This is a genomic window from Kineococcus xinjiangensis (genome assembly GCF_002934625.1).
Taxonomy (GTDB): Bacteria; Actinomycetota; Actinomycetes; order Actinomycetales; family Kineococcaceae; genus Kineococcus_A; species Kineococcus_A xinjiangensis.
In genome coordinates this window covers 1-25539 of the sequence record NZ_PTJD01000012.1, presented here as the reverse complement: position 1 = coordinate 25539, position 25539 = coordinate 1, and the positions used below count along the sequence as shown (strand labels likewise).

The window sequence follows — 25539 nt, the reverse complement described above, 5'->3', positions numbered from 1 at the left end:
CGTCACCACGAGCGTCGAGGACGCGCTCGCACCGCAGTGCTCCTGGCGCCGAGGATCCGTCGGTGCGCGGTCGATCCGCTGACGCGGCTCAGACGCTCTGCGGCCACAACCCCAGCCGGCGACCTGCCTCGTGGTGCGTCGCGGCCGCCAGGTGCAGAGCGGCGACCACCTCTCGCGTGGTGAAGGGACAGCACGGCCGGGCGAAGGTGAAGAAGCCTCCCCACGGAGACGGGAGGGACAGCACCGAAGGTCCTTCGGAGCCGCGCTCCGGGTGGCTGCTCAGCAGGGAGTTCGTGACGACCTGGGCGCGGAGCAGGCCGGCCACGACCAGCGGCGCGGCACCGGGTTCGGCACGGACCTTGTCGACCGCCGCCTCCACCGCTCGGCTCCAGGCAACGGCCGCCCCTGCGTCGACCGCGTCGGCCCTGGTGTCAGGTGCGTGCTCCTGCGCAGCACCGGAGGAGGAGCTGTCCGGGCGAGGTGCGCAGCAGCGCGGCCCCGGAACGGGGTCGGTTCTCATGCCTCCACCGTGCCCTCGGCGCATGACGCGAGCATGAGCATCACGCAACGCTTCGTGAACACATCAGCACATCGAGTAATCGCGTCCGCTCGCAGGCGCCGCAGGCGGTGGGCCACCCCAGCGGGGGGCCGAGCGGTGGCGCAACACCCTGCCACTGGAGCGGCGCAGCACCCCGACCCGCACCCGACGCCGACGCAGCGCCCTCGACGCCCTGCCCGCCGAGACGCTGCTCGAGGTCGGCGTCGACATCTCCGACCAGCGGTGGACGCCGCTCACCGACGGCGCAGCACCCCGACCCCGACCTCGACGTCGTCCTCGACCGGCAGTCGACCGGCACCGCGACCACGCAGCGGATCACCCCGGCAACGTCAGAGGCCCGCCACCCTTGCGGGCGGCGGGCCTCTGACCTGCGACGTCACGTGTCGGGGTGACAGGATTTGAACCTGCGACCTCTTCGTCCCGAACGAAGCGCGCTACCAAGCTGCGCCACACCCCGTGAGCCTCGGAAAGGATAGCCGACGCGGGGCGGTGCCGCCGACCCCCGTCACCCGCCCGTCGCGGGGACCAGCGTCAGCAGGGTCGCCTCGGGGTGGCAGGCGAAGCGCACGGGCGCGTAGGGCGAGGTCCCCAGACCGGCGGAGACGTGCAGCCACGCCTCCAGGCCGAGCGGCTCCCGCCACCGCGACAGGCCGCTGGCCATCTGCCGCGGCAGGTCGCAGTTGGTGACGAGCGCCCCGAAGCCCGGCACGCACAGCTGCCCGCCGTGGGTGTGCCCGGCGAGGACCAGCGGGAAGCCGTCACCGACCATCGCGTCGAGGGTCCGCCGGTAGGGGGCGTGCGCGACACCGATCGTCAGGTCGGCCCCCGGCGACGGCGGGCCGGCGACGTCGTCGTAGCGGTCCCAGCCCAGGTGGGGGTCGTCGACGCCCACGAACTCCAGCGTCCGCCCGCCGACCCGCCGGGTGGCGCGGGCGTTGGTGAGGTCGGCCCAGCCGGCGTCGGTGAGGCCGCGCACCAGCTCGTGGGTCGGCAGCCGCGGGGCCTGCTCCGCGATGGGCTGGGCCTTGCCCAGCAGGTACCGCGTCCAGTTCCTCGGCTTCGGGGCGTAGTAGTCGTTCGACCCGAGGACGAAGACGCCCGGCAGGTGCAGCAGTGGCTCGAAGGCGTCCAGCACGGCGGGGACCGCCTCCGGGTGCGCGAGGTTGTCGCCGGTGTCCACGACGAGGTCCGGCTCCAGCTCCGCCAGGCCTCGCACCCAGTCGCGCTTGCGGCGCTGGGAGGGCACCAGGTGCAGGTCGGAGACGTGCAGCACCTTGATCGGCTCCGCGCCGGCGGGCAGGACCGGCACGTCGAACGTGCGCAGGCGGAAGGCACGGACCTCGTAGCCCGCCGCGTAGCCGAGGCCGGCGGCACCCACCGCGGCGGTGGCTCCGAGCAGGCCGAGGGGAACGGCGAGGCGGCGCATCGGCCCATCCTCGCAGCCGCCCGCTCCCGCGCCGGGGCGTCCCTCCCCGCAGCGGCGCGGAACCGGCTCGACAGGGGTGGAAGGATCGCCCCCATGCCGAGCACCTCCCTCAAGGACACCCTCCAGGACGACCTGACCACCGCCATGCGCTCCCGTGACGAGCTGCGCGCCGCGACGCTGCGGATGGCGCTGACCGCCGTGAAGGCGGAGGAGGTCGCCGGCAAGGCCGCCCGGGAGCTGTCCGACGAGGAGGTCCTGAAGGTCCTGCAGCGCGAGGCGAAGAAGCGCAAGGAGGCCGCCGAGGCCTTCGCCGGTGCCGGCCGGGCGGACTCCGCGCAGCGCGAGCGCGACGAGCTGGGCGTGCTGGAGGGCTACCTGCCTGCACCGCTCAGCGACGAGGAGCTCAGCTCGATCATCGACGACGCGGTGATCGTCGCCACCGGCGAGGGCCTGACCGGGATGGGCGCGATGGGCGCGGTCATGACCGCCGTGCGGGGCAAGGTCGCCGGGCGCGCCGACGGCGGGCGCATCGCCGCGGCCGTCAAGGCGCGCCTCCAGACCGGCTGACCGGCGCGGGGGCCGCCCGCTCCCCCACCGCGGCCAGCAGCAGGCCGACCGCCCGTTCCAGCTCCCCCAGGGTCGCGGAGCCGTAGCCCAGCACCACCGCCGGGCCGTGACCCGGCGCGGCGGGGTCCAGCGCGTACGCCGCGAGGTCGGCGAGCAGGACCCCGCCGTCGGCCACCCGCGCCAGCACCGCCGCGGCGTCGGCGCCGGCGGGCAGGTCGACGACCGCGTGCAGCCCCGCCTCCAGCCCCCGCAGGCGCAGCCGCGGGTGCGGGGCCAGCAGCCGCTCCAGGCGGGCCCGGACGTGGGCGTAGTCCCGCCGGCTGCGGGCGATGTGGCGGCGCAGGCTCCCCGCCGCCAGGTAGCGGGCCAGGGCACGCTGGTCGAGCGCGCTGACCGGGGTGCCGAGGTCTCCCCGCACCGAGCGCACCGCCGCCCCCAGGGCGGGCGGCACCACCACGTACCCCATCCGCAGCCACGGGGTGAGCACCTTGGAGAACGTGCCGACGTAGACCACCCGCCCGCCACGGTCCAGGCCGGCCAGGGCGGGCAGGGGCGCCACGTCGAAGCGGAACTCCCCGTCGTAGTCGTCCTCCACCACGACGGTCCCGCGCTCCTGCGCCCAGCGCAGCAGGGCGAGGCGCCGCTGCAGGGGCAGCCGTCCGCCCAGGGGGTACTGGTGGCTGGGGGTGACGAACACGAGAGCCGGCGCGGGCCCACCGCGGGGCAGGGCGTCGACGACGAGGCCGTCGTCGTCCACCGGCACGCCCACCAGCTCGCCGCGGTGCCGGGTGAGGACGGCCCGCGCCGCCGGGTAGCCGGGGTCCTCCACCACCACCGGGCGCCCGGGCAGGTCGAGGGCGTGGGCGAGCAGGGACAGCGCCTCCCCCGTGCCGGCGGTGACGAGGACGTCCTCCGCCCGGGCGTCGAGGCCGCGTGCGGCCCGCAGGTGCGCGGCGATCTCCTCGCGCAGCTCCGGCAGCCCCTCCGGCGGCCCCTCCACGTCGGGCACCTCCGCGACCGCCGCCCGCCACGCCCGCGTCCACGCCGGGTCGGCCAGGCGGCGGGTGCTGGGACGCCCGGGCCGCAGGTCCACGACCCCCGGCAGCGGGCGCGGGGCGTCACCCGGGCCCCGCCCGGATGGCCGTGGCGGGACCCCGGCCGCGGCCAGGGAGGCGCTGAGGAAGGTGCCGGAGCCGTGCCTGCCCTCCAGGAACCCCTCCCCGTCGAGCTGCTCGTAGGCGGCGAGGACGGTGCTGCGGGCCACGCCGAGGCGCGCGGCGAGCACGCGGGTCGGCGGCATCCGGCTGCCGGGGGGCAGCAGGCCGTCGAGGGCCGCGCTGCGCAGCGCGGCGGCGAGCTGGACGTGCAGGGGCACCGGTGAGGCGCGTTCCAGCGCGAGGGGGACGTCGAGGTCGGCAGCCGGGCGCACGGGCCCTTCCTACCGCAGCACCACGGCGGAAGTGGCCTGTCGGCCGGAGGCGGGAGTGGCCCTGCCCCTCGGACCACTCCGCGGCCAGCATCAGCGGGGTGAGCACCCTCGCCATCACCGACCGCACCCGCATCACCCGACTGCGCGACCGGCAGGTCCCCGACCGCCGCGCGCTCCACGACGTCCTCGACTCCGCCCTCGTCGCACACGTCGGCGTCGTCCGCGACGGCACCGCCGTCGTCCTGCCCATGGGCTGCGCCCGTGACGGGGACGGCCTCCTCCTGCACGGCTCCAGCGGCGGGGGCCTGCTGCGGGCCGCAGCCACCGGCGCGGAGATCACCGCGACCGTCACCGTGCTGGACGGGCTCGTCTACGCGCGCACGGTGTTCGACAGCTCCATGAACTACCGCAGCGCGATGGTCGTCGGCGTGGCGCAGGTCCTGGAGGACGACGCGAAGGTGGCGGGGCTGCGGGTCCTGTCCGAGCACCTCATGCCCGGCCGCTGGGACGAGGTCCGCCCCCCGACCCCCCGGGAGCTGGCCGCGACCCTGGTGCTGCGCCTGCCCCTGGACGAGGCCAGCGTGAAGGTCCGCTCCGGCGCCCCCTCGGACGACGCGGAGGAGCCCCGCGACGTCTGGGCCGGCGTGGTGCCGCTGGCCGTGGCGGTCGGCGCGCCGCTGACCGGGCCGGACGTGCCGGCGGCGGTGGAGGTGCCGGCCAGCGTGCGGGCCCTGCACCGCACCCTGCCGGGGAGCTGACCGTCCCGGACGCGAGAGGGCTCCCCCGGCAGGTGCGGGGGAGCCCTCTCGTCGGTTCCGGATCAGCCGGCGCGGGTGCCGTTCAGCCCTCGTCGGCGAGCGTCGCCGGGGCGGGGGCCGGTGCCGGCGGGGCCGGCTCGGCGGGCGGCTCCGCTGTCGGCTTCGGCTTCGGCGCCGGCTTCGGCGCGGGCCCCGAGCTGCGGATGAGCACGACGGTGTCGCCGGTGTCGGCGCTGCGCCCACCACCCGGGCTGGTCTGCGCGACGTTGCCGGCCTTGATCTTCTCCGACGCCACCCGCTTGGAGGAGACCACCACCTCGAACCCGGCGGCCTCCAGCGTCGCCTTCGCCGAGGCGACGCTGCGCCCGGCGACGTTCGGCACGCGGGCGGCACCGTCGGGGTTGATGGTGGTCAGGCCCCTGTCCGTGCCGGGGACGAACCCGTCCGACGGCAGGCCCAGGACCTCGGAGGCGGGCCGGACGACGTCCACCCAGGTCGGCGCCGCGATCGTGGAGCCGTAGACGCGGTGGTAGCGCTTGCCGTTGATGGTCTCGCGGTTGAGGGTCGTCTCGCCCTCGTGGTGGCCGACCCACACGGCGGCGGCGAGGTACGGGGTGTACCCGGCGAACCACGTGTTCGTGCTCTCGTTGGTGGTGCCGGTCTTGCCCGCGGCCGGCCGGCCGGGCTTGCTCACCCGGGCGGCGGTGCCGCTCCAGACGCCCTGCAGCGCCTCGTTGACGTTGCGCGCGACGTTGGGGTCGAGCGCCTGCGTGCACTGCGGACCGGGCACCGGGAGCGGGTTCCCGGCAGAGTCCCGGACCTCCAGGACCGCGACCGGCTTGCAGTACAGGCCCTCGGCGGCGAACGCGGCGTAGGCGCTGGCCATGGTGAGCGGCGCGATGCTCTGCGTGCCGAGCACCGCGGCGGGCAGGTGGTCGTCGAGTGCCGTGGTCTTCTCGCTGCCGCGGACGCCGTTCTTGACGTCCGGGCTGCCCTTGTGGACGCCCAGGGATTCCGCGGTCCTGGCGATCTCGCAGAGGTCGAGCTGCCTGGCCATGTTCATGTAGGCGGTGTTGATGGAGTTCCGGGTCGCGTCGCGGACCGTCATCCGGCCGTTCTTCTGGCTCTCGGACCCGGCGTTGTTGAAGTCCTTGGGGTCACCGGTCTTCTGGCCGCACGCCGTGAACTCCTTCTGACCGGTCACGAGCTTCGGCGGGGCGTTGACGACGGAGTCGAGGGACTTGCCCGACTTCAGCCAGGTGGCGAGGGTGAACACCTTGTACGTCGAGCCGGTGGGGAACCCGACCCCGCCGCCGAACTCCTGGTCCACGTTGTAGTTCACCGTCGTGACGCCGGGCAGGTGCTCCTCCGGGGACCACCGCGTGTTCTGCGCCATGGCGAGGATGTGGCCGGTGCGCGGCTGCACGACAGGGACGGCAGTGCGCACCGGCTGCCCCGGGTTCACGTGCCGGTCCACGGCCTCCTGGGCGATGCCCTGCACGCGGGGGTCGAGGGTCGTCCTGATCGTGAGGCCGCCGCGGCGCAGCAGCTTCTGCCGGTCCTCCACGGTCTTGCCGAACGCCGGGTCGTTCTTGACGATCCGCGTGACGTAGTCGCAGAAGTAGGCGGCCGAGTGGGCGTTGAGGCAGCCCTGGTAGACGGGGCTCAGCCGCAGCTCCAGCGGGGAGTTCACGGCGTCGAGGTACTGCTGCGCGTCGAGGTGACCCGTGTCGCGCATGCGCTTGAGGACCACGTTGCGCCGCGCGACGGAGTCCTCCGGGTTCTTCACCGGGTCGTACTCGACCGGGTTCTTCACCAGGCCGGCCAGGACCGCCGCCTCCGGCACGGTCAGCTCGGCGGCCGGCTTGCTGAAGTAGAACCGCGACGCGGCCTCGACACCGTAGACGTGGTTGGCGAAGTAGGCGATGTTCAGGTAGCCGTTGAGGATCTCGTCCTTCGACATCTCCTTCTCGACGTCGATGGCCATCTTCATCTCGCGCAGCTTGCGCGCGTAGCCCTTCGTGCCGCGGGAGGCGGTGGCCTCCGCGATGGCCTCCTTGTCACCGCGGGCCGCGGCCTGCTCGACGAGGACGTTCTTCACGTACTGCTGGGTGAGCGTCGAGGCGCCCTGCGTCCCGCCGTCGCCCGCCGCGTTGTTCACCACCGCCCGGCCGATGCCCTTGAGGTCCACGGGCCCGTGCTCGTAGAAGCGGGAGTCCTCGATGGCGATGATCGCCTGCTGCATCGCGGGGGAGATGGCCTCCAGGGGCACCACCACGCGGTTCTGCTCGTAGACGCGCGCCATCACCGTGCCGTCGGCGTAGAGGATGGTCGACGCCTGCGACAGGGTGTCGTCCCCGAGGTCGGCCTTGATGCCCTCGAAGAGGTCCACGCCCTCGCGCGCCACCGCGCCGGTCGCCCCGACGGCCGGCATCACCAGCCCCGCGGTGAGCACACCGCCCGCTGCGCTGACGGTCACGAAGGCCGCCAGGAGCCGCATGACGGGGCGGCGTGGACGAGCGGTGGAGCGGTTGGCCATGCACCGAGGGTAGACAACCGGAGCGCCCCGTGGACGCAGTCCGCGATGAGCGCGTCGCAGCGACACCGGACCGTGACTGATCCATCACGAGCGGTTCACCACCCTGAGGTGGTGAGGACTAGTCCGTTGGAGCTACGGACGGTCGTCACAACGTGCTCTACAGCGACGTCGGAAGTCGAGTCTACGGTGGGTGGGCACCCCTTCGCTGGGTGTTGGGGGAAGACACAGGATCGCTGCTCACGGGGGGAACCGGCGTCGCCGCCGGGCCGCGGGCAGTGGGGCGGAGGGAACCACCGATGGTGTGGACTTTGGAATGGGCCGGCCGGGGCGCGTGCGCGTCGAACTCGGCGGACGAGCTGTTCGTGCAGGGCTCCGCGCAGAACCGCGCCAAGACGGTGTGCGCCGGCTGCCCGGTGCGCACCGAGTGCCTGGCCGACGCGCTGGACAGCCGCATCGAGTACGGCGTCTGGGGCGGCATGACCGAGCGCGAGCGCCGCGCCCTGCTCAAGCGCCGCCCGAACGTGCAGTCCTGGCGGCGCCTGCTCGAGACGGCCCGCGACCAGCACCTGCAGCAGGCCGCGACCGCCGTCACCGGCGCTCCCGCCAGCCAGGCCGACGTGCCGGCACCGGCCGCAGCCCACGCGAGCTGAGCCCCGCAGCCGCCGGTCCCGACCCGCCGCGGCGGGGAGGGACCGGCGGCCCGGCGGCGGACTACGGTGGCGCCCATGACGACCTGGGAGTACGCCACCGTGCCGCTCATCGTGCACGCGACCAAGCAGATCCTCGACCAGTGGGGCTCCGACGGCTGGGAGCTCGTGCAGGTCGTGCCCGGACCGAACGGGAACGGCCTCGTCGCCTACCTGAAGCGGCCCTCCCAGTGAGCGCCGCCCCCGGGTCGATCCAGGCCCGCCTCGACGAGCTCGGCCTGGAGCTGCCGCAGGTCGCCGCCCCCCTCGCCAGCTACCTCCCCGCCGTCCGCGACGGCGACCACGTCTGGACCGCCGGGCAGCTGCCCTTCGTCGAGGGGAAGCTGCCGCTCACCGGCAAGGTCGGCGACGGGGACGGGTTCGTCTCCCCCGCGCAGGCCCAGGAGCTCGCCCGCACCTGCGCCCTCAACGGCCTCGCCGCCGCCGCGGCCGTCGCCGGCGGGCTCGACGCCATCGAGCGCGTCGTGAAGGTCGTCGGCTTCGTCGCCAGCGACCCCTCCTTCACCGGCCAGCCCGGTGTCGTCAACGGCGCCAGCAACCTCCTCGGCGACCTGCTGGGCGACGCCGGCGTGCACGCCCGCAGCGCCGTGGGCGTGGCCGTGCTCCCCCTCGACGCCCCCGTCGAGGTCGAGTTCGTCTTCCGGGTCCGCTGACGTGGGCGAGGACGCGGGCGGGGCCTGGGCCGGCGGCGACGCCACCCCCCGCGCCACCTGCGTCCTCGCACCCAACCCCGGGGCCATGACGCTGGAGGGCACCAACACCTGGGTGCTCTCCGAGCCGGGCTCCGCGCGCGCCGTCGTCGTCGACCCCGGCCCGGACCACCCCGGCCACCTGGAGCGCATCCGCACCGCCCTGGCGCGCCGCCGCACCCGCCTCGCCGCCGTGCTCCTGACCCACTCCCACCTCGACCACACCGAGGCCGCGGAGCGGGTGGCCGCCGAGGCAGGGGTCGACGTGCACGCCGCGAGCACGTGGACCGACGGGGAGGAGCTGGACGTCGAGGGCCTCCACCTCGTCGTGCTCCGCACCCCCGGGCACACCGCCGACTCCGTGTGCTTCGCGCTGCCCGCGGACCGCGCCCTGCTGACCGGCGACACCGTCCTCGGCCGCGGCTCGACGGTGCTCGCGGAGGACGGCTCCCTCACCGACTTCCTCGCCACCCTCGACCGGCTCTCGGCGCTGGCGCACCCCACCCCGGAGCGACCCGCCCTCGACGTCCTGCTGCCGGGCCACGGCCCCCTCGTCCGCGACCCGGCGGCCGTCCTGGAGCAGTACCGGGCGCACCGGGAGGAGCGCCTCCAGCAGGTCCGCGACGCCCTCGCGGCCGGAGCCGGCTCGCTCGCCGACGTCGTCGCCCGCGTGCACCCCGGCCTCGACCCCGCGCTGCAGCGGGCGGCGACCTGGTCGGTGCGGGCCCAGCTGCTCCACCTCGGGGTCGAGCTGCCCGCGCAGCACGGTTGCTAGGGTCGGCGGACCGCCCAGACCTCAGGAGGTGCCGTGTCCGAGGACACCGCGGTGGACGCCGCCCGTGACCCCGCGGGAACGCCCGCCGACCCCGAGGTCCTGCGGGAGCTGGGGGTGCTGCGGCACAGCATCGACAACCTCGACGCCGCCCTCATCCACCTGCTCGCCGAGCGCTTCAAGCTGACCCAGCGCGTCGGCGTCCTCAAGGCCACCCACGCCCTGCCGCCCGCCGACCCCGCCCGCGAGGCGGAGCAGCTGGAGCGGCTTCGGGGGCTGGCGGTCACGGCGCAGCTGGACCCGGCCTTCGCGGAGAAGCTGCTGGCGTTCATCATCTCCGAGGTGATCCGTCACCACGAGAGCATCCCCCGCGGCTGAGCGGGGGCCGGCGTGACGGCCCGCCTGCGGGCGACCCGGGACACGCCGCTCCCGAGCGGGCGGCACGCCGAGGCCGCGGTGCAGCCCGCAGGCTCGCTGTCGGCCCGGGCCGCCCCGCCTCAGCGGGCGCGGCGGGCGAGGCGCTCCACGTCGTGCAGCACGACCGCGCGGGCCTCGAGCCGCAGCCAGCCGCGGGAGGCGAAGTCCGCCAGCGCCTTGTTCACCGTCTCGCGGGAAGCGCCGACGAGCTGCGCGAGCTCCTCCTGGGTCAGGTCGTGCGCCACCAGGAGGCCGTCGCCGATGGGCCGGCCGAAGCGGCGGGAGAGGTCCAGCAGGGCCTTGGCGACACGACCCGGCACGTCGGTGAAGACGAGGTCGGCCAGCGCCACGTTGGTGCGCCGCAGCCGCTGCGCCAGCGCCTGCAGCAGGTGCCGGGCCACCTCGGGCCGGCGGCCCAGCCACTCCAGCATCTCGTCGTGGCTCAGCGCCATCAGGTCCGTCTCCGCCACCGCCCGCGCCGAACTGGTCCGCGGACCCGGGTCGAACAGGGACAGCTCCCCGAACATCTCCCCCGGACCCATGATCGCCAGGAGGTTCTCGCGGCCGTCGGGGGCGCTGCGCCCGAGCTTGATCTTGCCCTCGCGGATGACGTACACGCGGTGGCCCGGCTCCCCCTCGGAGAACAGCACCTGGCCGCGCTCGAGGTGCACGGCCTCCATCGACGCCAGCAGCTCCGCGGCGGAGTCGTCGTCGAGCGCGGCGAACAGCGGCGCCCGCCGCACGACGTCACCGGCCCGGTCGACCGTCCGGTCACCGGGAACCGGGCTCCGCAGCTCGCCGTCGTCCACGTCGCGATCCTCCTCCGAAGTCGTCCCGTGCGGGCCCTCCGGCCCCGGCCGGGCGCCCCCGCAGCGGTCGGGATCAGTCTGCCCCACTCCGGGCCCCTCGTGGCCCCCGGTGTGCCCCGCGAAGCGCGCGTCGCGGCGGAACGGCCGCCTCAGCGGTCGGCGAGCGCCCCGCAGTGGTGCTCGACCAGCACCTCGGTGGCCGCGGCCAGCTCCTCGCGCAGGGCGCGCTCGTAGTCGCCGAGGCGCCGCTGCGCGGCGGTCAGCCGCCGCAGCGCCTGCTCGACCGCCCCCGGGCCCGGGTCGGCGGCGAGCCCGGGCAGCACCAGGTCGCGCAGGCCCGCGGAGGGCTCCGTCAGGCCGTGCGCCGCCAGGTCCGCCACGGCGTGCAGGTCGAGCGGGCCGCCGTCGGAGGCCGCCTCCAGGGGGACGCGGAGCTCGTCCACCCCCGTCACGAACGCCAGCACGAGGTCGCGACGGGCCCGGACCAGCCGCAGCCAGTGCGCCGTGCTCTCCGCCTCCGCCAGCAGCGCGCGGCGCCGCGATCGCAGGGCCGGCAGGGCCAGCTGGCGCAGCTCCAGCCGCACGCTCTCCCGGGCCGCGGCCTCCCCGGCGGGCCCGCGCGGGACCTGCGCGTCGGCGCGGGCGATCCCCACCACCGCGACGGTGGCCCCTGCCTCGTCCTGCGCTCCCGCACTGCTTCCCATGCCCCGGCCATCGTCGTGCCCCGCTCCGCCCTTGACGCGCGGGGCGGCTGCCTCACCCGAGCGGCACATCGGTTCCGGCCGTCCGGCGCAGCCCGCGGGCCCGGACGGCGCAGCCCCCGCCGCAGGGCCCCGGCTGCGGGAGGGCGTCGGGGCTGCGCCGTACCCTCGGGTCGTGGCCGCCGACCCCTCCCAGGGCTCCCCTCCCCGCCCGCGCGGACGGCGCCCGGCCGGCGGCTCGCACGCGGCCGAGACCCCGCTCGCCCTGACCCGGCGGGCGCGGCGCATCCACCGCATCCTCGCCGGGCGCTACCCCGACGCCCACTGCGAGCTGGACTTCGGCACGCCCCTGCAGCTCCTCGTGGCCACCGTCCTGTCCGCGCAGTGCACCGACAAGCGCGTCAACCAGGTCACCCCGGCGCTCTTCGCCCGCTACCCCGACGCGGCGGCCCTCGCGGCGGCCGACCGCGCGGAGCTGGAGGAGCTCATCCGGCCGACGGGGTTCTTCCGCGCGAAGGCCGACGCGATCCTCAAGCTGAGCGCCCGGCTGGTCGACCACTACGACGGTGAGGTGCCCCCGCGCCAGGCGGACCTGGTGATGCTGCCGGGTGTGGGGCGCAAGACCGCGAACGTCGTCCTGGGCGACGCGTTCGGCATTCCGGGGCTCACCGTCGACACCCACGTGGGGCGCCTGTCCCGCCGGCTCGGGTTCACCACCCACGAGGACCCCGTGAAGGTGGAGCAGGACCTGGCAGCGCTCTTCCCGCGTCGCGACCACACCATCCTGTCGCACCGGCTGATCTTCCACGGCCGGCGGACGTGCCACGCCCGCCGGCCGGCCTGCGGCGCCTGCCCGGTGGCGTCCCTGTGCCCCTCCTACGGCATCGGGGAGACCGACCCGGTGAAGGCGGCCGCCCTCGTGACCGACGCCGGGCCCGCCGACGGCCCGGTGCCCGCGTGAGCCCCGGCGCCCCGGCGGGCGACGCCCTGCCCGGCTGGCTGCTGCCCCTGGCGCAGGCCCTGCCGCAGGTGCGCGCGGGCAGCGCCGACTGGCCGGCGCGCTCCGTCGTCGTCGACCCCACCGCCCCCCGCCGTCCCGCGTCGGTGCTGCTGCTGCTCGCCGAGGACCCCGAGGGCGGCGACGGCGGGGCGCTGCTGCTCACCGAGCGCGCCACCGGGCTGCGCAAGCACTCCGGGCAGGTGGCCTTCCCCGGCGGCGGCGCCGACCCCGACGACGACGGCCCCGCCGCCACCGCGCTGCGGGAGGCCGCCGAGGAGACCGGCCTCGACCCCGCCGGCGTGCGGGTCCTCGGCACGCTGCCCCCCATCCACGTCCCCGTCAGCGGCTACGAGGTGACCCCCGTCGTGGCGTGGTGGCACACCCCGGGTCCGGTGGACGTCGTGGACCCCACCGAGGTGGCCCGCGTGGAGGTCGTGCCCCTGGCGGAGCTGGCCGACCCGGCCCGCCGCTTCCGGGTGCGCATCCCCGCCGGGTACGTCGGTCCCGCCTTCGCCGTGCGCGGGCTGCTGGTGTGGGGGTTCACCGGGGAGGTCCTGCACCGGGTCCTCGCCCTCGGGGGCTTCGAGCGCCCGTGGGACCGGGCGCGCCGCGTGGACCTGGCCGACGCCCTCGCCGACGTCGACGCCGCCCTCCGTGCCTCCGGGGGCACCCCGTGACCGGTTCGCTGCTGCTCGACCTCGTCCTCGTGATGCTCCTGCTGGCGCAGATCGTCGCCGGCTACCGGGAGGGCCTCGTCGTCGGGGCCTTCGGGCTGGCCGGGCTGGTCGGTGGCGCCGCCCTCGGCGTCGTCGTCGTGCCGCAGGCCCTGGCCGGCTGGGCGGCGGGCACCCCCCGGACCCTGGCCGTGGTGGTCACCGTCGTCCTGCTGGCGATGCTGGGGCGCCTGCTCCTGGGCCTGGCGGGCATGCGGCTGCGGCGCGGGGTGGAGTCGCGCCCCGTCCGCCTCGCCGACGCCGGGCTGGGTGCCACGGCGGGCGTGGTCTCCACCGTCCTCGTCATCTGGGTCGCCGCCACCGCCGTGCGCGGCTACCCGCTGCCCGCCGTGACCGACGCCGTCGCCGGGTCCCGGGTGGTCGCCGCCGTCGAGGCCGCCGTGCCGGCGTCGACGACGCGGGTGCTGTCCTCGTTCTGGACGACGGCGGAGGAGACGGGCTTCCCCCGCGTGTTCACCGCGATGCACGAGGAGTCGGTGCAGCCGGTGGCCCCGCCGGCCCAGGAGGTCCCGCAGACCCCGGGGCTGCTGCTCGCCCAGCCGAGCCTGGTGAAGGTGACGGGGGTGGCGCGCTCCTGCGACCGCGGCCTGGCGGGCAGCGGCTTCGTCTACGGGCAGGACGGGCGGGCGGCCCTCGTGGTCACCAACGCGCACGTCGTCGCGGGCATGACCGAGCCCCTGGTGCAGCCGCAGGGCGTGGGCCTGCGCCACCGCGGGCGCGTGGTGCTCTTCGACCCCGCCCGCGACGTCGCCGTGCTGGAGGTGCCCGGCCTCGACGCCGCCGCCCTGTCCGTGGTGCCGGACCTGGTGCGCGGCGACCCCGCGATCGTGGCCGGCTTCCCGCTGGACGGGCCCTACACGCTGGCGACCGCCCGGGTGCGGGAGGTCGTGGAGGCCCGCGGCCGCGACATCTACGACTCCGCCGACGTGCTGCGCGAGGTGTACGCCGTCTACGCGACGGTCGAGCCGGGCAACTCCGGCGGGCCGATGCTCACGGAGGAGGGGAAGGTGGCCGGACTGGTCTTCGCCCGCTCGGTGGAGCGCGCCGACACCGGCTACGTGCTGACCTCCGACGAGCTCGCGGAGGCCCTGCAGCCGCTGCGCCTGCCGCTGCGGACGGTCGACTCCGGTGCCTGCACCCCGCAGACGCCCTCGGGCTGAGCCCCGCCCGCCGACGGGGAGCGGGCGGGGTCCTACCAGCGGGCCAGCCAGGACAGCAGTGCGGCGCTGACGTGCTCCGAGGCCTCCTCGGGGAGGAAGTGCCCGGCCCCGTCGATCTCCTGCACCCGGTGCGGGCCGGCCACCAGGTCGGAGGCCGCCCACACGGTCTCCGCGCCCAGCGTCGGGTCGAGCCGGCCGTGCAGCTGCAGGACGGGCACCTCGACGGGCCTGCGCAGCGCGGCGGCGAAGCGGCGCCCCTCCTCCCGCAGCGGGGAGCGCACGATCCAGCGGTGGTACTCGCTCGCCGAGTGCGCCACGAACGGCACCCGCATCGCCGAGCGGTAGCGCTGCAGGGTCTCCTCGTCGGGCCAGCCGGGGGCCGACCACGACGTCAGCACCCGTTGCACCCCCTCGCCGGTGACGAGCTCCCGCTCGGGCAGCGAGGGGACCTGCGAGGCGGCCAGCGCGGCCAGCGCCCTGCGCCCGGCGTCCCCGGCGCGCAGCAGGTCCAGCAGCGCCGAGCGCCACAGCAGCGGGTGCGCCGCGCCCAGCACGGCGACGCCCCGCACCAGCCGGGGGGTCAGCGCGGGCATCGCCCACGCGGTGCGCCCGCCCAGGCCGTGGCCGACGACGAACGCCTCGCTCTCGCCGAGCGCCCGGATGACGGCGGCCACGTCCGCGGCGGACGTGGCGGTGTCGTAGCCGCGGGGCGGCTTGTCGGAGGCCCCGTAGCCGCGCAGGTCCATCGCGACCGCGCGGTACCCGGCGTCGGCCAGGTCGCACAGCTGCCAGCGCCACGCCCACCAGAACTGCGGGAAGCCGTGGAGCAGGACCACGAGGGGCCCCTCACCGGCCTCGGCGACGTGGAAGCGGGCGCCGTGGGCGGAGACGAAGCGGTGCTGCCAGGGTCCGTGGACGAGGACGGTGGAGACGTCCTCGGTGTCCTCGGGACGCACGGCAGGCCCGGATCAGTGGTGGCCGGCGCGGTCCAGCTGGCGGTGCTGCGGGCCCTCCAGGGCGTGCCCCTTGCCGGTGGCGCTGGCCTTGAGCACGGCGACGGTCTCCTTGGTGGTGCGGATGGTCCGCTCCGGCGGGCCGACGCGCTTGATGCGCCCGTAGCCGACGAGGGCGAGCAGCCCCGCGCCGAGGACCAGCACACCGCCGACGATGAGGAAGCCCGCCCAGACGGGCAGCCCGAGGGCGGCGAGCACGAAGGCCAGGGCGACGCAGATGAGGATGAAGGCCACGGCCCCCAGGAAGCCGGCCGCCCCGAAGAGCGCGCCGCCCAGCGCGCCGTTCTTCACGTCGGCGGTGATCTCCGCCTTCGCCAGGGCGATCTCGTGGCGGATGAGGTCGGAGAGGTCCTGGCTGGCGTCGGCGACGAGCTGGCCGATGCTGCGCTCGGCGCCGGGGATGCCGGGCCGGGGGGTCGGGTGGCTCATGGGGGCTCCTCAGGGCTCCTCGGGGCGGCGCGCCGTCCAGACGGGACCGGCGAGAGAAGACCCTAAGTGCCAGGGCTGCCCGCCGCGCGACGCCCCTCCGCGCGGACCCGCGCCGGAGAGCGAAGAAGGGGGCACCGCCGCCGACGGGGGCACCGGCGGCGGTGCGAGTCCGACCGCCGACGGGGGAAGACAGCGGCGGACCACTGCAGACAGTAAGACCCTCAACCAGCTCTGGGCATGCTTTTCCGCGAGATCGTCGGCGTGGCGCGGGACCCGCGCGCCACCCCTCACCCGGGTGGCGCCGATTCCTCACGGACAGGACAGGAACGGCCACGCGGAGCGACCGGATGCGGCCTCAGGCGTGCAGCAACCGCTCGTGGTCGTCGTGCCCCGCCGGCTCCAGCTGGATCGTCGAGTGCACCACGTCGAAGTGCTCCGCGATGCACTCCTGCACCTGGTCCAGCAGCTGCGGCGCGTGCCCGTCGAGGAAGCACCCCGGCTCCACGCTCACGTGCACCGACAGCACCGGCAGCCCCGAGGTCACCGTCGAGGCGTGCAGGTCGTGCACGTCCACCACGTGCGGCACGCGCAGGATGTGGGCCCGCACCTCGTCCAGGTCGATGCCCTTCGGGACCGTCTCCAGCAGCACGTCCACCGCCTCGCGCAGCAGCCGCCACGCCCGCGGCACGATCAGCACCGCGATCGCCCCGGCCACCACCGCGTCCACCCGCTGCCACCCCGTCAGGCGCATCACGACCGCGGCCACGATCACCCCCGCGCTGGCCACCGCGTCGGTGAGCACCTCCAGGAACGCGCCCCGCACGTTGAGGCTCTCCTTCGAGGCCCGCGCCAGCAGCAGGATCCCCACGGCGTTGCCGACGAGACCGACGACGCCGAAGATCAGCATCTCCGCGGTCCGCACCGGCGACGGCTCCGCCAGGCGCTGCACGGCCTCCACCACGACGAGGACGCCCACCGCGCCGAGGACCATGGCGTTCGCGGCGGCGGCCAGCACCTCCGCACGCGCCAGCCCCCACGTGCGGCGCGACGTCGCCGGCCGCTGCGCCAGCTGCACCGCGACCAGCGCGAAGGCCAGTCCCGCCGCGTCGGTCACCATGTGCCCGGCGTCGGCCAGCAGCGCCAGCGACCCCGACAGCAGGCCGCCGACGACCTCCGCCACGAGGACCACGAGGGTGATCGCCAGCACCACGGCGAGGCGGCGGCGGTGCCGGGCGGAGGCGGTCGCCAGAGCGTGCCCGTGGCCGTGTCCGTGGCCGTGCCCGTGGTGGGTGCCCATGGCTGCCACTGTAGGAGCGGGCCGGGCGCCCTCAGGAGGGGCGGACGCGGGCCACCACGGCCCGGTGGTCGGTGCCGGGGACGTCCACCACCGCGCTCGCCACCGGACGCCAGCGCCGGGCGTCGGCCAGCACGTGGTCGATCGGCGCCCCCAGGAGCGCCGGCACCCGGGAGGGCCAGGTGCCGCGCGAGCCCGTCCCGGTGGCGACGCTCACGTCCACGCACTCCCCGAGCGCGCGCAGGGCCGGGTGGTCCGGCGTGGCGTTGAAGTCCCCGCCGACCAGCGCCCCGGGGTGCGTCTCGCACCAGCGCACCGCCGCCAGGCCCTCCGCCTCCCACGTCGGCAACCCCTCCCCCACCGGGGGGTAGGGGTGCACCGCGGCCAGCGGCGGGCCGTCGCCCGCGACCGGCACGGCCGCCACCGCGCCCAGCCGCATCGGCAGCTCCCTCGCGGGCAGCTTCCGGTAGGGACCCCAGCGGTCGCTGACGAGGAGGGAGGTGGAGGTGTTCTCCGGCCCCCGGCCCTCGTGCGCGAGGACCTGCAGGGCCGGGCCGCCGCCGGTGCGCACCGCCGCCGCGACCTCCCCGGCGAAGCGCGCGGTCGTCTCGGGCATCGTCACCACGTCCGCCTGGGTGCGCAGGACCAGCGAGGCGACCGCCTGCACGTCGGCACGGGAGAACTCGGTGTTGACGGTGACCACCGTGACGTCACCCGCCTCGGCTGCGGGCAGCTCCCCCGCCCCGGCGCCCCGGTGCAGCACCACCGCACCGCTGACGGCCGTGGCCAGCGCGAGGGCGCCGGCCGCCGGTGCGGCGCCGCGGGCCCGCAGTGCCACGGCGCCGAGGAGCACGGTGACCGCCGCCAGCCCCAGCACCCGGGGCACCGGGAACGCCGCCGCGTAGAGCCAGGGGCGGGTGCCGGCCAGGCCGAGGAGTGCGGGCTCGACGATGGTGAGGGCGCCCGCGGCGAGCACGGCCGTGGTGGCGGTGCACGCGGCGCGGCGGAAGGAGACGGCCACCCCTCCACGATGCCGCACGCCCGCGGCCGCGACGCGCACCGGACGCGGAGGGGACGTGGAGGTCCTGGGCAGCGGCCCGCGCCCGGTTCGCACGGCCCGGCTGCGGGGCTGGGACGGGGGCGTCCGGCCGGCCGGCGCCTGCGCGGCGGCGGCCGGACGTCCCCCTCGACCGGAGCGGCCTCAGTCCTCCGTGGACTTCGACATGCCCGCCCGGATGGTGTCCATGACGCCGGCGTCGGTCAGGGTCGTCACGTCACCGGTCGCCCGGTTCTCCGCGACGTCCCGCAGCAGGCGGCGCATGATCTTGCCCGAGCGGGTCTTCGGCAGCTCCGCCACCACCATGATCGACTTGGGCTTGGCGATCGGCCCGATCTCCTGCCCGACGTGGTTGCGCAGGTCGATGATCGTCTCCGGCCCCTCCTCCTCGCCGCCGCGCAGGATGACGAACGCCACGACCGCCTGCCCCGTGGTCTCGTCCGTCGCGCCCACGACGGCCGCCTCGGCGACCTTCGGGTGCGACACCAGCGCCGACTCGATCTCCGCCGTGGACAGCCGGTGCCCCGAGACGTTCATGACGTCGTCGACGCGGCCCAGCAGCCAGATGTCGCCGTCCTCGTCCCGCTTGGCCCCGTCACCGGCGAAGTACATGCCCGGGAACCGCGACCAGTACGTGTCGGCGTAGCGCTGCGGGTCGCCCCACAGGCCGCGCAGCATCGCCGGCCACGGCTCGGTGAGGACCAGGTAGCCGGCCTCCCCGTTCCCGACCGGGTTGCCCGCGTCGTCCACCACCTCCGCCACGATGCCCGGCACCGGCTGCTGCGCCGAGCCCGGCTTCAGAGCCGTCACCCCGGGCAGCGGGGAGATCATGTGGCCGCCGGTCTCGGTCTGCCACCACGTGTCCACGATCGGGGCCTTGCCGCCACCGATGACCCGGCGGTACCAGGACCACGCCTCGGGGTTGATGTTCTCCCCCACGCTGCCCAGCAGGCGCAGGCTGGAGAGGTCGTGGCGGCCGGGGTACTCCTCGCCCCACTTCATGCACGTGCGGATCGCGGTGGGCGCGGTGTAGAGGACCGTCACGCCGTACTTGGCGACGATGCTCCACCACCGGTCCTTGTCCGGGGTGTCCGGCGTGCCCTCGTAGACGACCTGCGTCGCACCCAGGGCCAGCGGGCCGTAGGTGATGTAGCTGTGCCCGGTGACCCAGCCGACGTCGGCCGTGCACCAGTACACGTCCCGCTCCGGCTTCAGGTCCAGGACGTTGCGCGAGGTGTACGCGGCCTGCGTGAGGTAGCCGCCGCTGGTGTGCAGGATGCCCTTCGGCTTCCCCGTGGTGCCCGAGGTGTAGAGGATGAAGAGCGGGTGCTCGGAGTCGAACGCCTGCGCCTCGTGCTCCTCCGGCGCGGCGGCCAGCGCCTCGTGCCACCAGACGTCGCGACCCTCGGTCCAGTCGACCTGCTCGCCGTTGCGCCGCACCACCAGCACGTTGGTCACGCTGGAGGCGCCCTTGGCCAGCGCCGCGTCCACCGCCGGCTTCAGCGTGGTCGGCTTGCCGCGGCGGTAGCTGCCGTCGCAGGTGATGACGACCTTGGCCTCGGCGTCCTCGATGCGGCTGCGCAGCGCGTCGGCGGAGAAGCCCCCGAACACCACGCCGTGCGGGGCGCCGATGCGCGCGCACGCCAGCATCGCCACGACCGCCTCGGGGATCATCGGCAGGTAGATCGCGACCCGGTCGCCGGCCTGCACGCCGAGGGCGGTGAGGGCGTTGGCCGCCTGGCGCACCTCCCGGGCGAGGTCGGCGTAGGTGAGGCTGCGGGCGTCGCCGGGCTCCCCCTCGAAGTGGATGGCCACCCGGTCGCCGTTGCCGGCCTCGACGTGGCGGTCGACGCAGTTGTGCGCCACGTTCAGGCGCCCGTCGACGAACCACTTGGCGAAGGGGGCGCCGGACCAGTCCAGGGTCTCGGTGAAGTCCTGCTCCCACTCCAGCAGGGTGCGGGCCTGCTCCGCCCAGAAGCCCAGGCGGTCGGCGGCGGCTCGCTCGTACAGCTCGGCCGAGGCGACGGCCTCGGCCGCGAAGGCGGGGTCGGGGGCGACGGTCTGTGGAGCGTGACCCGTCGGCTGCGACTGCGTATCGGTCATCGTCCGCGTCCTCTCGGCGTGGGTGCGCTGCGCGATCCCGCGGGGGCGCACCGCTGCGCCACCGTCGGCGGACACGACACTAGTGCGCGGGCGCCCGCCGCGCCCTGGGCTCGGCCCCCGCATCTGCGCCCTGGCCCGGAAAAGGTCCCTTCCGTGGGTGCAGGCGCCCCTTCGGCCCCGGAAAGGGTCCTTTCCGGGCGGGCGGACCGGGGCGGGGCGGGGCGGTCAGGCCTGCGGCCGGCGGGACGCCCCCATGGCACCCGCGCTGGCCACCACGACCAGCGCGATGGCGAGGACCGCGTGCAGGCCGAGGGCCTGCCCCAGGACCGCCAGCCCCGCCAGCGCCGCCACCGCCGGCTCCAGGCTCAGCAGGATGCCGAAGGTGCGGGCGGGCAGCCGGCGCAGCGCGGCCAGCTCCAGGCTGTACGGCACCACGGACGACAGCACGCCCACCGCGGCGCCCGCCAGCAGCAGCCACGGCTCCAGCAGCGCCGTCCCCGCCGTCGCCACCCCCGCCGGCAGCACCAGCACCGCGGCCACCACGCTGGCCACCGCGAGGCCCGACTGCCCCGGCACCGCCGCCCCCACCCGCGCGCTCAGCAGGACGTAGGCCGCCCACAGCGTCCCCGCCACGAGGACGAGGACGACGCCCACGGGGTCCAGCGCGGTGGCGCCCTCCCCGCCGCCGAATCCGAGCAGCACCACCCCGGCCAGCGCCAGCACGACCCACAGCAGGTCCCGGCGGCGGCGGGTGAGGACGGCCGCCAGCGTCAGCGGCCCGAGGAACTCGATGGTGACGGCCGGGCCCAGGGGCAGGCGCTCCAGCCCGGCGTAGAAGGCGCTGTTCATCCCCGCCAGCGCCCCGCCGAACGCGAGCACCGGCCCCCACTGCCGGCGCGTCCAGTGCCGCACCCGCGGGCGGACCCAGACCATCAGCAGCACGGCGGCCGTCGTCAACCGCAGGGTCGTCGCACCCGCCGGGCCGACGGCGGGGAACAGCTGCGCGGCGAAGGCGGCACCCACCTGCACCGACGCGCAGGAGCCCAGGACCATCAGCACCGGCAGCAGCTGGCTCTGCCCGTGCCGGTCCGTCCCGGCCTGCACGCTCGTCACGAGCGGCCACGCTACGTCGGCGCCCCCGGGGTTCCCGCACGGCCCCGGCCGGCGCGGGGCGGCTCGGGCCCCGGCGCGGGGACGTTGCGCCGGGCGACACCGGCGCGCCCCCGGCCGAACGTCCCCGCCCGCACCGCACCAGCCGGGCGCTGGACCAGCCCCGGCGGCGGGTCAGCCGAGCAGGTGGGCGCCCGCGACGGGGGCGCGCTCGGGCCACTCGGCCCGGAAGGCGTCGAACATCCCCGGCGCCACCGGCCGGGACACCCAGTACCCCTGGACCGAGTCGCAGCCCATGTCCCGCAGCCGGTGCCACGCGTCGGGCGTCTCCAGGCCCTCGGCCACGACCTCCAGGGCCAGGTCCTTCGCCAGGGCGACCGCCGCGCGCACGATCGCGGTCTCGGCCGGGCTCGGGTCGGCGGTGCGCCACAGGAACGCCCGGTCGATCTTCAGCTCGTCGAAGGGCAGTTCGCGCAGGCGGGCCAGGGAGGAGTGGCCCTGCCCGAAGTCGTCGACCGCGATGTGGAAGCCGCAGCGGCGCAGCTCCGCGAGGGTCTCCGCGATGCGGTCGGCGTCGGCCATCACCGCGTCCTCGGTGACCTCCAGCCGCACCTCCGACGGCCGCGCCCCGCACTCGTGCAGGATCCGCATGACGCGATCGGGCAGCTCGGGGTCCAGCAGGTCGGAGGGGGCGAGGTTCACGGACACCGTCATCCCCCACGGCCGCCACGCCACGGCCTGTGCGGCGGACTGGCGCAGGACCGTGTCCGTGACCCGCCGCATCAGGTTGGTGTGCGCGATGGCGGGCAGGAACTTGTCGGGCGTGAGGATGCCCATGCGCGGGTGCTGCCAGCGCACCAGCGCCTCCGCCCCGCAGATCCGGCCGTCGGCCAGGCTCACCTGCGGCTGCAGGTAGGCGATGACCTCACCCGCGCCGAAGGCGTCGCCGATCTCCCCGGCCAGCGCCAGCCGGACGCGGGCCTGGTCCTCCATCGCGCGGGTGTAGGCGGCGACCTCCTTGCCGCCGGCCGCCCCGTAGGAGGTGCTCAGCTCCACCGCCGACAGCACCTCCGCCGCGGTCCGGCCGTCGCGGGGGAAGGAGGCCACCCCGGCGGTCGCGCGGGCGTGGACGTTGATGCCCTCCAGGCCGAAGGACTCGTCGAAGCAGCGGACGAGCTCGGCGGCGCGGTCCACGCCCCGCTCGGAGTCCTCGTCGGGCAGGGGCACGAGGACGCTGAACTCGTCCTCCCCCGCGCGGGCGACGAACTCCGCGGAGACCGCGTCACCGGCGAGCCGGCCCGCGATCTGCACGAGCAGCTCGGTGCCCAGGTCCTGCCCCAGCGCCAGGCGCAGCTGCTTGTAGCCGCCGACGTCGAGCAGCACCAGCGCGAAGGGCTTCTCCTGCCGCACGAGCTCCCGCAGCCGCTCCTCGGTGGCGCGGGCCGTCGGCAGGCCGGTGGTCTCGTCGCGCAGGGCGCGGTGCTGGGCGTCGGCGAGCTGGCGGGCCTCCCGCAGCGCGGCGACGAGACGCAGCAGGCACAGGATGAGCGCGACGGCGGCGAGGAGGACGGCGCCCAGCGGCACGTCCGCCCAGCTGGCCACGACGAGCACGAAGGTCGCGGCGAGACCGGAGCACAGGGTCACGCCGGAGGCGGCCGCGCGGGGGCGGGCCGCGACCCGGGTGCCCAGCGCACCGGCCGCGGCCATCGCCAGCAGCGCCGCGGCCCACAGCAGGTCCGAGGTGAGGTCCTTGCCGCCGCCCTCGACGGTGCGCACGAGGTAGCGGGTGTCACCGGCGCCCAGCAGCAGCACGCCCGTGGCCAGCACGACGAGCGCGGTGCGGCGGTAGCCCCCGGCCCGCCACAGCCCCAGCAGGCAGGCGGCGATGATGACCAGGTCGCCGACCGGGTAGAAGAGCGCGAACGGCATGGTCGCGGCCGCGACGCCGACGTGGGGCCACACCGGAGCCACGACGAAGGAGGTGGCGACCGCGGCGCCGCCGATGAGCACGATGGGCCCGTCGAGGGAGGCGCCGCGGCTGCGGTCGCGCGCTCCGGAGCGGCGGGCCAGGCGCAGGGCCGCGACGAGGACCAGCGGGTACATGGCGAAGAACACCATGTCCGCGACCGAGGGCAGCCCGGTCAGCGACAGCGGGATCCCGTAGACGTTGACCAGGTCACCGGCGAACCAGGCGGCGACACCGCCGGCGACCGCGAACCAGGCGAGGCGGTCCTCGCGCTGGCGCAGGGGGCGGCGCAGCGCGAGCAGCAGCACGCCGGTGAGCCCCACCCACCACAGCGCCCGCGCGGGGCCGAGGAAGCTCCCGGTGACGACCACGACGGCGGCGTACGCCACGAACGGCAGCGCGGCCAGCGCCACCAGCGCCGGGGCGCGCCTGCTCTCGGTCATCACCCAGGGACGATCGTCATGGCGGGCGCGCGCCTTGAGCCGGGTGGGCACCTGGGCCCCCACCCGGCCCAAGCCCGGCCCCTACTTGCGGCCGGTGCGCCAGCGCATGCCCCAGCCGTACGCCTCGTCGAGGGCCTGCTGCCCGCCCTGCACGTAGCGCACCTCCCGGCGCACCGTGACGTCGCGGCCGTCGGACGTGAGCAGGGCGACCGCGCACATCGGCGAGCGCGGGTCGTGCTCGTCGAGGTGGACCTCCACCTGCGGGCCGCTCGCCGGGAAGAGGGTCACGACCCCGTTGGCGGCGGCCCAGTTCGGCACGCCCTCGTAGATGAAGGCGTAGACGAGCACCCGGCGGATCTGCGCGGCCTGACCGAGGTCCACGTGGAGGTTCTCCCCGCCGCTGCTGCTGCCGCTGCGGTCGTCGCCGTCCAGGCGCAGGATCGGCTGCGCGCGGCGGTCGTCGAACATGCCACCGAGGGCCTGCACGGCTCCCTTGCTGCCGTCGGCGTACTCGTAGAGGGCGCCGAGGTCGAGGTCGACGGGTCCGGCGGCGGCGTTGCGGAGCTTGTCGAGGAACCCGCCCTGCGCGGCCGGGCGGGCGTTCCAGTTCAGGTTGACGCGCAGGACGCCGCCGGCGGAGCCCTGCTTGCTCAGCGAGACGGAGGGGGCGGCCTTGGTGAGCGTCACCTTGCTCAGCGACACCCCACCGGGCGTCCCCGCTCCCCCGTCGGCGCCGGGACGCGACGGCTCCGGCTCCGGCTGCTTCGGGCGGCGGGTGTAGTCGATGGGCACGGCGGGGCCTCCAGGGGACGGGAGCTGCTGGGCGGACCGCGCGGACCCGCCGTCCCAGCATTCCGGGGGGCGCCCGGACGGGGCAAGCGCGGTCAAGGGCGCGGACCCGGGCGCCGATGATCCCGGGGGGCCCGGAGCCCCCCCGGGCCCAGAGCCGGCACCGGGAGCGGCAGGAGGTGCGGCGTGCAGTGCAGCGGGGAGGACCGCCTGCCGGCGAGCGCGCTGCCCGGGCGGCGCCCGGTCCGCTCCGCCGCGCCGTTCGCGCCGGACCGGCGCCCGTCCACCGCCTTCGCCGTGACGGTCGCCGGGCTGGCGCCCGTGGCCCTGCTCCTGTCCTCCCTGGACGCCTTCGTGCTGCCGGCCTGGCTGTTCCTGCTCACCGGGGGCCTGGTGGGGACCCTGGCGCAGAGCCGGGTCCAGCGCTGGCTGGCGGGCGGCGACGAGGAGGACGGCCGGCTCTGGCTGCGCATGGCGGTCGCGATGGTCCTCTTCGGCGTCACGACCGCCTGCACGGGCACGACGTTCCTGCTGCCGCTGGCGGCGCTCGTCGTCGGCGCCAGCCACATCGACACCTCGGGCGGACGGGCGTGGCGGCCGGTGGCCGGGTGCGCCGGAGCGGTACTCCTCGCGCTGGAGGCGCTGGTGCACCTGGGCCTGCTGGACTCGCCGCTGTCGCCGGGTGCCTCCCACGGCGTCGCCCTGGTCGCGGCCCTCGTCGCGATGCTGGCGCTGCTGACCCTGGCCCGCACCGAGGACGACCGGCGGGCGCTGATGTGCGAGGTCCGGTCCGCGGAGGCCTGGTTCCGGGCGCTGGTGCAGGACTCCCACGAGGTGCTGGCGACGGTGTGCGCGGACGGGACGCTGTCCTACCTGAGCCCCTCGGCGGTGTCGGCGTGGGGGGCGGACCCGGAGGTGCTGCGCGGCACGCACTTCCTGGACCTGCTGCACCCCGAGGACGTGCTGGAGGCCAACGCCCGCTTCTCCCAGTGCCTGGAAGCAGGCGGTGCGGAGCCGGTGCGGGCCGAGGTGCGGCTGCGGGTCGCCGCCGGCGAGCACCGGTGGATG

At 76.0% G+C, this 25539-nt stretch carries 25 protein-coding genes and 1 tRNA gene; 11 read left to right on the top strand and 15 right to left on the bottom strand.

The genetic code is table 11. The features are described from left to right. Positions 1 to 88: 88 nt before the first annotated feature. The 3 genes from CLV92_RS15560 to CLV92_RS15550 form a co-directional block, all read right to left on the bottom strand. A complete protein-coding gene (locus CLV92_RS15560) occupies positions 89 to 520 on the bottom strand; it encodes a hypothetical protein (protein ID WP_146099578.1) in 432 nt (143 codons plus the stop codon). Between the two features lie 422 nt (positions 521 to 942). Further along, positions 943 to 1016, bottom strand: a tRNA-Pro gene (locus CLV92_RS15555). 48 nt (positions 1017 to 1064) lie between these two features. Then, positions 1065 to 1985 (bottom strand): metallophosphoesterase, encoded by a 921-nt coding sequence (locus tag CLV92_RS15550; protein WP_104434191.1) that lies wholly within the window; start codon positions 1983 to 1985, stop codon positions 1065 to 1067. Between the two features lie 93 nt (positions 1986 to 2078). Here CLV92_RS15550 and CLV92_RS15545 point away from each other — a divergent pair, with 93 nt between their 5' ends. Further along, positions 2079 to 2552: a GatB/YqeY domain-containing protein gene (locus CLV92_RS15545; RefSeq protein ID WP_104434189.1), complete on the top strand. Its 474-nt coding sequence runs from the start codon at positions 2079 to 2081 to the stop codon at positions 2550 to 2552. Here the strand turns inward: CLV92_RS15545 and pdxR are convergent. Then, positions 2527 to 3981: a MocR-like pyridoxine biosynthesis transcription factor PdxR gene (pdxR, locus tag CLV92_RS15540; protein ID WP_104434187.1), complete on the bottom strand. Its 1455-nt coding sequence runs from the start codon at positions 3979 to 3981 to the stop codon at positions 2527 to 2529. The genes CLV92_RS15545 and pdxR overlap by 26 nt on opposite strands. Positions 3982 to 4079: 98 nt before the next feature. On the opposite strand from pdxR, the gene CLV92_RS15535 reads away from it, so the two are divergent. Then, on the top strand, positions 4080 to 4739 hold the full coding sequence (locus CLV92_RS15535) for a pyridoxamine 5'-phosphate oxidase family protein (protein ID WP_211291171.1): 660 nt from the start codon (positions 4080 to 4082) through the stop codon (positions 4737 to 4739). Between the two features lie 82 nt (positions 4740 to 4821). On the opposite strand, the gene CLV92_RS15530 is transcribed toward CLV92_RS15535, so the two are convergent. Beyond that, positions 4822 to 7278, bottom strand: a complete 2457-nt coding sequence (locus CLV92_RS15530; RefSeq protein ID WP_146099577.1) for a transglycosylase domain-containing protein — start codon at positions 7276 to 7278, stop codon at positions 4822 to 4824. 296 nt (positions 7279 to 7574) lie between these two features. Between CLV92_RS15530 and CLV92_RS15525 the strand changes: the two genes are divergently transcribed. The 5 genes from CLV92_RS15525 to CLV92_RS15510 all read left to right on the top strand — a co-directional run bounded on the left by CLV92_RS15525 (position 7575) and on the right by CLV92_RS15510 (position 9824). Continuing rightward, complete coding sequence (locus CLV92_RS15525; protein ID WP_104434183.1) at positions 7575 to 7928, top strand: WhiB family transcriptional regulator; 354 nt, start codon at positions 7575 to 7577, stop codon at positions 7926 to 7928. A gap of 75 nt (positions 7929 to 8003) precedes the next feature. Continuing rightward, on the top strand, positions 8004 to 8159 hold the full coding sequence (gene sp36 / locus CLV92_RS21055; RefSeq protein WP_146099576.1) for a Sp36 family protein: 156 nt from the start codon (positions 8004 to 8006) through the stop codon (positions 8157 to 8159). After that, positions 8156 to 8638: a RidA family protein gene (locus CLV92_RS15520; protein ID WP_245886870.1), complete on the top strand. Its 483-nt coding sequence runs from the start codon at positions 8156 to 8158 to the stop codon at positions 8636 to 8638. Before sp36 ends, CLV92_RS15520 begins: the two co-directional genes overlap by 4 nt. A 1-nt stretch (position 8639) precedes the next feature. Then, entirely contained in the window at positions 8640 to 9449 is an 810-nt protein-coding gene (locus CLV92_RS15515; protein WP_211291170.1) for an MBL fold metallo-hydrolase, read from the top strand. A gap of 33 nt (positions 9450 to 9482) precedes the next feature. Then, on the top strand, positions 9483 to 9824 hold the full coding sequence (locus CLV92_RS15510; RefSeq protein ID WP_245886869.1) for a chorismate mutase: 342 nt from the start codon (positions 9483 to 9485) through the stop codon (positions 9822 to 9824). Positions 9825 to 9943: 119 nt separating this feature from the next. Here the strand turns inward: CLV92_RS15510 and CLV92_RS15505 are convergent, their stop codons facing one another. After that, positions 9944 to 10672: a Crp/Fnr family transcriptional regulator gene (locus CLV92_RS15505; protein ID WP_245886868.1), complete on the bottom strand. Its 729-nt coding sequence runs from the start codon at positions 10670 to 10672 to the stop codon at positions 9944 to 9946. 149 nt (positions 10673 to 10821) lie between these two features. Then, positions 10822 to 11376: a hypothetical protein gene (locus tag CLV92_RS15500; protein WP_104434181.1), complete on the bottom strand. Its 555-nt coding sequence runs from the start codon at positions 11374 to 11376 to the stop codon at positions 10822 to 10824. Positions 11377 to 11638: 262 nt separating this feature from the next. Between CLV92_RS15500 and nth the strand changes: the two genes are divergently transcribed. Genes nth through CLV92_RS15485 form a run of 3 tightly spaced genes read left to right on the top strand, consistent with a single transcriptional unit; the run spans position 11639 to position 14267 of the window. After that, complete coding sequence (nth, locus tag CLV92_RS15495) at positions 11639 to 12334, top strand: endonuclease III (RefSeq protein WP_342762350.1); 696 nt, start codon at positions 11639 to 11641, stop codon at positions 12332 to 12334. Beyond that, positions 12331 to 13050, top strand: a complete 720-nt coding sequence (locus CLV92_RS15490) for an NUDIX hydrolase (protein WP_211291169.1) — start codon at positions 12331 to 12333, stop codon at positions 13048 to 13050. Before nth ends, CLV92_RS15490 begins: the two co-directional genes overlap by 4 nt. Beyond that, positions 13047 to 14267 (top strand): MarP family serine protease, encoded by a 1221-nt coding sequence (locus CLV92_RS15485; RefSeq protein WP_104434175.1) that lies wholly within the window; start codon positions 13047 to 13049, stop codon positions 14265 to 14267. The genes CLV92_RS15490 and CLV92_RS15485 overlap by 4 nt, the downstream gene beginning before the upstream one ends. Before the next feature lie 32 nt (positions 14268 to 14299). Here the strand turns inward: CLV92_RS15485 and CLV92_RS15480 are convergent, their stop codons facing one another. The 8 genes from CLV92_RS15480 to CLV92_RS15445 form a co-directional block, all read right to left on the bottom strand. After that, positions 14300 to 15223 carry an alpha/beta fold hydrolase gene (locus tag CLV92_RS15480; RefSeq protein ID WP_104434174.1) on the bottom strand — a complete coding sequence of 308 codons (924 nt, stop codon included), beginning with the start codon at positions 15221 to 15223 and terminating at the stop codon, positions 14300 to 14302. 12 nt (positions 15224 to 15235) lie between these two features. Further along, positions 15236 to 15709, bottom strand: coding sequence for a phage holin family protein (locus tag CLV92_RS15475; protein WP_104434173.1), 474 nt, complete (start codon positions 15707 to 15709; stop codon positions 15236 to 15238). Between the two features lie 355 nt (positions 15710 to 16064). Next, positions 16065 to 17006 carry a cation diffusion facilitator family transporter gene (locus tag CLV92_RS15470; RefSeq protein ID WP_104434172.1) on the bottom strand — a complete coding sequence of 314 codons (942 nt, stop codon included), beginning with the start codon at positions 17004 to 17006 and terminating at the stop codon, positions 16065 to 16067. A 31-nt stretch (positions 17007 to 17037) separates the two neighbouring features. Next, positions 17038 to 18024, bottom strand: coding sequence for an endonuclease/exonuclease/phosphatase family protein (locus tag CLV92_RS15465; protein WP_104434171.1), 987 nt, complete (start codon positions 18022 to 18024; stop codon positions 17038 to 17040). 180 nt (positions 18025 to 18204) lie between these two features. Beyond that, positions 18205 to 20163, bottom strand: a complete 1959-nt coding sequence (acs, locus tag CLV92_RS15460) for an acetate--CoA ligase (RefSeq protein WP_104434360.1) — start codon at positions 20161 to 20163, stop codon at positions 18205 to 18207. Between the two features lie 225 nt (positions 20164 to 20388). Next, positions 20389 to 21216: an EamA family transporter gene (locus CLV92_RS15455; protein ID WP_104434358.1), complete on the bottom strand. Its 828-nt coding sequence runs from the start codon at positions 21214 to 21216 to the stop codon at positions 20389 to 20391. A 231-nt stretch (positions 21217 to 21447) separates the two neighbouring features. After that, positions 21448 to 23682, bottom strand: a complete 2235-nt coding sequence (locus CLV92_RS15450; protein ID WP_104434170.1) for a putative bifunctional diguanylate cyclase/phosphodiesterase — start codon at positions 23680 to 23682, stop codon at positions 21448 to 21450. 81 nt (positions 23683 to 23763) lie between these two features. Continuing rightward, complete coding sequence (locus CLV92_RS15445; RefSeq protein WP_104434169.1) at positions 23764 to 24474, bottom strand: TerD family protein; 711 nt, start codon at positions 24472 to 24474, stop codon at positions 23764 to 23766. A gap of 183 nt (positions 24475 to 24657) precedes the next feature. Between CLV92_RS15445 and CLV92_RS15440 the strand changes: the two genes are divergently transcribed. Then, positions 24658 to 25539 (top strand): PAS domain-containing protein (locus CLV92_RS15440; RefSeq protein ID WP_146099575.1); only part of this gene is annotated, 882 nt, incomplete at its 3' end.